Below are 5,139 nucleotides of genomic sequence, written 5' to 3' on the forward strand. Positions count from 1 at the left end.
GATCACCGCAGCCTGTACGCCCTTTATTCCACAACCGAGCCGATAGCCCAGGAGCGTGAGTGAGCCAAGCCGAGAGCATCATCAGCACTGGCAGCGAAGATGAGCTGCGCGCGGCGATGACCGACCGGCTGGTCGCCGACGGCTGGATCGGCAGGCCGGAGGTGGAGGCCGCGTTCAGGGCTGTCCCACGGCATCTGTTCGTGCCGGACGGCACGCCGTTGGAGACGGCCTACGGCGTCGACCAGTCCGTGGTCACGAAGGTCGGTGCTGGCGGCGCGAGCATGTCGACGGTGTCGGCGCCGTGGCTTCAGGCACGGATGATCGAGCAGGCCGGCATCGCGGCGGGTATGCGCGTCTTGGAGATCGGCAGCGGCGGCTACAACGCCGCCTTGGTCGCCGAGATCACCGGGGAGAAGGGCCTGGTTGTAACCGTAGACATCGATCGGGACGTGACCGCCCGCGCGTCTGCGGGGCTGCGCGCCGGCGGATACGACGAGCGAGTCGTCGTCGTCACAGCGGACGCGGAGTACGGGGTGGGTGAGTACGCGGACTATGACGCGATCTTGGTAACGGTCGGCGCGTGGGATATCGCCCCGGCGTGGTTGGAGCAACTGACGCCCGGCGGGGTGATCGTGATGCCACTGAGGATGAACACCTTCACCCGGTCGCTGGCCTTTCGTCGTGCGGAGGAGTGCTGGGCGAGCACGTCGGCGCAGCTATGCGGATTCGTCGAGATGCAGGGTGTCGGGGCACGGGTCGAGCGGAGGCTCGCGTTGCATGACCCTGCGGGCGGGCAGGTGACGCTGCTGTTCGACGAGACCGAACTGAACGACCCGACTCTGCTGGAGGGAGCGTTGGAGTCCGGGGCGGTTCGGGCTTGGTCCGGGCTCACGATCCCCGACCAGGTCGACTTTGCTGATCTTCACCTGTGGCTCGCGGGGTTCCTGCCAGGCTTCTGCCGTGTCGAGGCTGGCCAGGGCACACCGATGGCGGCCGAGGGTGTGTGTAAGACCTGGTTCCCGTTCGGCGGTGTGCTTGGTGACTCGTTCTGCGTGATGGAACTGCGCGAGACCGGCGTCCGAGGCGCGGAGTACGAATTCGGCGCGCGTGGGTACGGGCCGCACGCGGCCGAGGCCGCCGAGGCGCTCGTCGCGCAGATCAAGGACTGGGACCGCCATGGCCGGGCGATACCCGGTGACGCCTTCGCCTACTGGCCCGCCGGGACCACGATCACCGCCCTCGATAGCGCTCCTACGGGCATGTTTCACAAAGCCCACGGCACCGCGACCATCACGTGGCCGTCCGCCGGCTAGCCCGGCGCGGTCTGCCGTCAGCACCCCATCGGCATCGCTTCCACGCATATTCCGCTACTCCACGCCTTCGTAAGGAGTGTCACCTCATGACTCCGTCTGTCCCCGCTCTCGTACCGGCGCCGATCGAGGCCGAGGCCGACCTGTTTGACGTCGATCTCGACCTCCGGGTGATCGAGGCAGCCGGCCCGCTCGTGATCATGATGTGCTCGACAGACGACAACTGTGGGTCGACCTGCCAGCCGAGCGCCTGCTCCAGCGTCTCCGACGACCCGTCCTGACCTGATCGCGGCCCACCGTCCCAATCAAGGCGCAGTCTTCCTTCTTGTCGCCCGAGGAGCACGCATGGCCGCACGGTACCGACACCGCGGCGTGGTTCTGCTGCGGTCGACGACGGATCCGGGGGATCTCGATGTGCCGCGCGACCTGGACGTCACCGATCCGGCGGCCGTCGAGGCTGAGGGCGCCGCGTGGCTCGCGAAGATCTGGTCGCGTTCCGACGTGCGTGAAGCGGTCACGGCGGCGAGCCCGGATCTTGCCGCCCGGGTCGGGGACATCGTCTCCGCCGGTGGGCATTCCAGCTCTCGTGATCTGCGGCGCGTGGTGCTGGCTCTGGCCTCCTATCTGCTGCGCTGGCAGCGGCGGGTCACTCCGTTCGGGCTGTTCGCCGGAGTTGTCCCCGCCGCTGTCGGGCCGGCCGCGGCGGCGATCGGCGGCGCGCACCGGGCGTTCGCTCGCCCAGATGCTGAATGGATCATGGTTCTGGTATCGCAGCTCGACCGGACGCCAGCCGTGCGCGAGCGGCTTACCGTGACGGCGGATTCCACCGCGGTCGTGAGAGATGGCCGGCTGACGTTGGCGTGCCCTGTCCCGGTTGGCGTCCGGACGCCGGGCCCGCTCCGCGACACGTCGATACGCGCGACCGCGCCTGTGCGGGCCGCGATGAGCCTGGCCGCCGAGCCGGTCAGCGTCGCCGTTCTCGCCGCGGCGTTGGTGGCCCGGTTTCCGGGGGCGGCTGCGGAGCGTGTCGACGCGTTGCTCGGGGACCTTCTGGACAACGGTTTCCTGATCTCCAGCCTGCGCCCGCCGATGACGGCCGGCGACCCCTTGGAGCACGTGTGCGCCGCGCTGCGCGCTGCCGGCGCCAACGAGGCGCCGGACACTGCGGCGCTGCTGCGGGAGCTGGCCGACATCGCCTGCCTGATCGCTGCGCACAACGACTGCGCCCACCCGAGCGAGGCCGTCGTGCTCCGCGACGCCGCCGGCGCCCGGATGAGCGCGCTGACAGCCGCGGTCGAGCGTCCTGTGGCGTTGGACGTGCGGCTTGACGGCCACATTGCGCTTCCGAGCGCGGTCCTGGACGAGGCTGCCAAGGCGGCGGACGCGCTGGTCCGCCTGACGACTCGGCCGTTCGGCGCGATGGCTTGGCTGGAACATCAGGCCCGGTTCAAGGAACGGTATGGTCCCGGCACGCTGGTGCCCGTTCGGGATCTGGTCGCCGACTCGGGCCTCGGCTACCCGGACGGCTTCCTCGGCGCGCCGGCCGCTCGGCCGGTGTGGCGGACTCTGACGGAACGGGATGCGGCGCTGCTGGCGCTGATCCAGCGGGCGGCGCTCGACGGTACAGATGAAATCTGCCTGACCAGCGGCGATGTACGTGCGCTCACGGTCGGCGATCCTGACACGGTCGTGCCGCCTCCGCGTGGCGAAATCGCCTTCGCACTGCACGCGCAGTCCACGTCGGCGATCGACGCGGGGAACTTCGAGCTGCGTGTGACCGGTGTCGCGCGGGTTCCCGGCAGCATGGCCGGCCGGTTCAGCCACGTGCTCACGGCCGCGGAGCGGGAAGCCCTCGCCGCCACGTTCCGAACAGGCGAGGCAGACAGCGGTGCCCTGGCGGTGCAGGTGTCGTTCCCGCCGCGTGTGCCGCGTACCGAGCACATGACCCGCGTCGCGCCACTGATCGACATCGTCGTTCCAATCGGCGAACACCCCGACAATACGGCAACAGCCGTCGCCGTGGATGACCTGGCCGTGACCGCCGACGGGGCACAGCTCTACCTCGTCCACCGGCCCACCGGACGGCGCGTCGAGCCGCACATCCCGCATGCACTAGAGATGACCGCCTATACCCCGCCGCTCGCCCGCTTTATCGCCGAGGTCGCGGGCGCCCGCTGCGCCGAAATGCGACCCTTCGACATCGGCGCTGCGCGCGTCCTGCCCTATGTGCCGCGTATCCGCTACCGCAAGACGATTCTGTTTCCCGCCCGCTGGCTCCTCGACCGCGCTGCCCTCGCCGTCTCGCCCGGTGGCACCGCCGATGCGCGCCTCGCCTCTTGGCGGCACCGATGGCGAGTGCCCGCCCGCGTCGTGCTCTGCGACGGTGAGCAGCGGCTCCCGCTGCACCTGGAGCATCCCCTTGACCGCACGCTCTTGCAGGCCCACCTGAACCGGGCCTCACACGCTGAACTCCGCGAAGATAGCCCAGCCGGCGCCGACGACTGGCTCGGCCGCCCCGCCGAACTGGTCATCCCCCTGACCCTCGCCGACCCACCGCGCCGACCCCTTCCGGTCACGGCTCCGCCGGGTCGTGTGCACCGTCCCGGAACCGGCCAGGTGGTCTGTGCGCGCATCACGGGGAACCCGGCGCGGTTCGACGATCTCATCGCCGTCCACCTGCCTCAACTTGGCCACCGTCTTCAGCGGCAGGTGACGCGGTGGTGGGTACGCCGATACCGCGACATGATCCATGCGGAGTCGCCCCAACACGTCGCCGTGTACTTCCGCCTCACCGCCCCAGACGGCTTCGGTCAGCTAGCTGCAGAACTCGCCCGCTTCGCCGCCGAGCTTGAAGTCTGCGGTATGCCTGCCGCGCTGAGCTTCGCCCCGTACTACGAGCAACCCGGTCGGTACGGGACGGGCGGGGCCCTCACCGCAGCTGAGGCGGTCTGGGCGGCGGACACGGCCGCGGCGATCGCTCAACTCGCCGCCGACAGCCTGCCAGGCCAGGCCCTCGCCGCCGCCTCCATGGCCCGGATCGCCGCCGCGTTCGCGCCGGACCCGGCAACCGGGTGCCGCGCGCTGCTCCACTGCCTCGACCAGGGCAGCGGCCCACTGGACCGCGCGCTACGCGAGCTGGCCTGCGACCTTGCCGACTCCGCCAGCGGCCCGGGCGCCCTGCCCGGTGGCGACGCTGTCGCCCGAACGTGGGAGGACCGCGACGCAGCACTCGCCGGCTACCACGGCCAGCTGTCCGCGCAGCGCGAGACGGTCACAGTCCTGCGGCCCCTGCTGCACGAGCACCACATGCGCGCCGTCGGCCTTGACCCCGCCTTCGAGGAGCAGACCGGTCGGCTTGCCCGCGCGGTCGCGCTGCGCCAGCTCGGCAAGGCGGGCTACCTGTGACCGTTCCGACGATCAACGGCTGGCAGGTGGAAACCCAGTCGCTCGCCCACGGCACGGCCGGGATCGCGCTGCTGCGCGTCGAGCTCGCGCTCACAGGCACCGGCACCTGGCACGACGCCCACCGGGCTCTCGTCCTCGTGACATCCGGACCGCTGGACGGCAGTCCCAGCGGCTGCTTGGTACACGGCGCGCCGGCCCTGCGTTTCGTGCTGCACACCGCCACCGCGGACGGGCAGCCTCGCTACCACAAGGCCGCCACCGCGCTGGACCGCCACGTGCACCGCATCACTCGCCGACGGTTGGACGCAGCCTGGAACCGCATCGAGCAGGAGGTTCCCGGCACATTCGGCGAGTACGACCTGCTGTACGGACTCACCGGGCTGGGCCTCGTCCTGCTACGCACCGCCCCGGCCAGCGACACCCT

General features: G+C 70.5%; 4 protein-coding genes. All 4 read left to right on the top strand.

The annotated features are described in order from the left end of the window. Positions 1-59: 59 nt before the first annotated feature. Positions 60-1,313: a methyltransferase, FxLD system gene (gene fxlM, locus U9980_RS21735; protein ID WP_322769618.1), complete on the top strand. Its 1,254-nt coding sequence runs from the start codon at positions 60-62 to the stop codon at positions 1,311-1,313. An 86-nt stretch (positions 1,314-1,399) separates the two neighbouring features. Beyond that, positions 1,400-1,591, top strand: coding sequence for an FxLD family lanthipeptide (locus tag U9980_RS21740; protein WP_322769619.1), 192 nt, complete (start codon positions 1,400-1,402; stop codon positions 1,589-1,591). A 64-nt stretch (positions 1,592-1,655) separates the two neighbouring features. Continuing rightward, positions 1,656-4,715 carry a lantibiotic dehydratase gene (locus U9980_RS21745; protein ID WP_322769620.1) on the top strand — a complete coding sequence of 1,020 codons (3,060 nt, stop codon included), beginning with the start codon at positions 1,656-1,658 and terminating at the stop codon, positions 4,713-4,715. Then, positions 4,712-5,139, top strand: a 428-nt coding sequence (locus tag U9980_RS21750) for a lanthionine synthetase LanC family protein (RefSeq protein WP_322769621.1), incomplete at its 3' end; no start/stop codon positions are given. The genes U9980_RS21745 and U9980_RS21750, both read left to right, overlap by 4 nt.

This window comes from Protofrankia sp. Cr1 (genome assembly GCF_963555865.1).
Taxonomy (GTDB): domain Bacteria; phylum Actinomycetota; class Actinomycetes; order Frankiales; family Frankiaceae; genus Protofrankia.

What these genes read in the sequence shown, in the direction of transcription:
- U9980_RS21740 (WP_322769619.1), top strand. Translation starts at nt 1,400, where the DNA reads ATGACTCCGTCTGTCCCCGCTCTCGTACCGGCGCCGATCGAGGCCGAG.
- U9980_RS21745 (WP_322769620.1), top strand. Translation starts at nt 1,656, where the DNA reads ATGGCCGCACGGTACCGACACCGCGGCGTGGTTCTGCTGCGGTCGACG.